The sequence below is a fragment of the Hydrogenophaga sp. genome, from assembly GCF_036675665.1.
Lineage (GTDB): Bacteria > Pseudomonadota > Gammaproteobacteria > Burkholderiales > Burkholderiaceae_C > Hydrogenophaga.
Map to the genome: position 1 here is coordinate 1 of NZ_JAKFEO010000101.1, position 2,014 is coordinate 2,014.

The following is a 2,014-nucleotide window of genomic DNA, read 5'->3' on the forward strand; positions in this document are numbered from 1 at the left end:
GCTGATGAAGAAGATGGGCGTGCTGCGCGTGCCGGCCCATGCTGAAGAACGCGGCCTGGACCTGGTGGAAGTACCGGCCCAAGCCTACCCGGAGTGGGCCATCACCGGCGCCAGCACCACCACGACCTCCGTCGCCAGCGACGCACCGAGCGCCGCCTATGGCGAAGCCAAACCAGCCTGAAACTGAACCACCTCACGCTGCGCTTCGGCCCCGCGTGACCAACCTGGGAGCAATGCCATGAGCAGTCCAATCACCAGCTGGGAAGGTGCCAGCAGCGTCTTCACCTACGCCGACAAGCCGATGGTGATGGGGTTCATCCTCGTCGTCGCGGTCGCCCTGACGGTCTTCGCCATCTACGCCACCGTGCGTCATGAAAAACACAGCTACAACAGCCCGATGACCAAGAAGTAACCCCCGCCCGACCGGCGCCCCCGTGCGCCGGTCGTTCCTCGCGGCGCCGTGTTCGATCTCGCCGTCTCCCCCCATCCAGCGCCCGCCCCTGGCCGCACGGCCACTGCCTGCCCCTTCACGTGCCGAGTTCGGCACGACGACGCCCAGCCGCCCTGCCTCCCCACCGATCCCTTTCAGGGCGAAGATTGCTGGCGCTACTAAGAAGGTTCCCCAACGTTCACCGCGCCAGCGACGCCTCTCGACGTGCCTGGGCGATGACGCCGACAGACGGTGAATCGCCCCCAGCAGACCGTCCTAGAGGAGCGCCCAGGGCGGCGCCGGGACGCTTATCGCCCAGCTCCGCGATCGGGTGCGCCAATTGGTATTTACTTAGGGAGCGGCAAGCGCATACCCGGCCCACATGCGCGGGCCGTGATCGTGGTCGGAACACGGGGAGTGGGCAGGTAAACGCCTGCAGCGCAGACGTCTGCGGCGACCGCCAGCGAGATGCCCCAAGCACCGCCGGATATGTGGGCGCAAGCGCCATAGAAGTAACTGTCGTGACCTGAAACCACCCTGCACTGCCGGCCCCGGTGCGCGCATCCGAGGCGACAACCGGGCTGAATGAAGTGGACTGCGAAGATGAGTTTGGCGGACATAGTTCAACGTGGCTGGATTGCGGTCGGCGCCGGGGATTTCGATTCCCTGGTGAGTGACTACGAGGAAAACATGACATTCGTCATGCCCGGGCAAACCGACATCCTCGAGGGCCGAGGGTCGTTCCGGGCGGCACTGGATGGCCTCGGCACGCTTCTGCCGCCGGGCTTCGAGATCACCGGCCTGCGCCAGATCGAAGGCGAGAACGAGGTGGTCTCGATCGTCGAGTGGAAGTCCGAGAAGCAGGCGGGCTCGCAGCTCGCGGTGCTGTTCAGGTTCCACGGCGACAAGATCCATGAGGAGCGCTGGTTCATCGACACAGAGCAGTGGAAAAGCGCGTTCTGACGATCCAGGCGAGCAGGAGACGGCCCCGGGCATGCCATGGGAGCCTTGCCCATCCGCGCGCGCCAGCGCCGGTGGCCGCAGCGCGCCTCGAGAATTAGCGCGCCGAAGGGGTGGCGCATCCGCTGCTTGCGCCCGGCGAGTGTTGCCAGCGCGACGGCCAGGACGATGCCCGGTTTGACCCGGACCTGTTCAATGCATGACGAGTCTTCTGTGCATTGAGCAGGCAACGCCATGGCCACGGGCCGCCGCGCCGGACACCCCTGCCCGGCTCAAACCGTCGTCGAGCCGCCGAGCAGCTTGAGGCCGACCACGCCACCGACTATCAGGCCCAGGCAACCCAGGCGCGCCAGCTGCGCCGGTTCGTTCAGCACCGTGATGCCATAGATCGCCGTACCCAGCGCACCTATGCCGACCCACACGGCGTAGGCGGTGCCCACCGGCAGGGTACGCACCGCCAGGGACAGCAGGTACAGGCTGATGACGATAAACAGCGCGCAATACAGGCTGGGCCACAGGCGGGTGAAGCCCTCGGTACGCGGGATCGCCGCGGCGTACATCACCTCGCAACAGCCGGCGGCGAGCAGGGTCATCCAGGCGCCGTAGGTGGTCATGGCAACTCCT

At 66.3% G+C, this 2,014-nt stretch carries 4 protein-coding genes; 3 read left to right on the forward strand and 1 reads right to left on the reverse strand.

Features of this window, described 5'->3' with window-relative positions; all coding sequences use genetic code 11:
- The 3 genes from V6M63_RS22620 to V6M63_RS22630 form a co-directional block, all read left to right on the forward strand.
- A partial coding sequence (locus V6M63_RS22620; protein WP_332745586.1) for a hypothetical protein occupies positions 1 to 181 on the forward strand: 181 nt, incomplete at its 5' end.
- 57 nt (positions 182 to 238) lie between these two features.
- Complete coding sequence (locus tag V6M63_RS22625) at positions 239 to 412, forward strand: hypothetical protein (RefSeq protein WP_332745588.1); 174 nt, start codon at positions 239 to 241, stop codon at positions 410 to 412.
- A gap of 621 nt (positions 413 to 1,033) precedes the next feature.
- Positions 1,034 to 1,393: a nuclear transport factor 2 family protein gene (locus V6M63_RS22630; protein WP_332745589.1), complete on the forward strand. Its 360-nt coding sequence runs from the start codon at positions 1,034 to 1,036 to the stop codon at positions 1,391 to 1,393.
- Between the two features lie 269 nt (positions 1,394 to 1,662).
- Here the strand turns inward: V6M63_RS22630 and V6M63_RS22635 are convergent, their stop codons facing one another.
- A complete protein-coding gene (locus V6M63_RS22635; RefSeq protein WP_442909638.1) occupies positions 1,663 to 2,004 on the reverse strand; it encodes a DMT family transporter in 342 nt (113 codons plus the stop codon).
- Between the last annotated feature and the right edge of the window lie 10 nt (positions 2,005 to 2,014).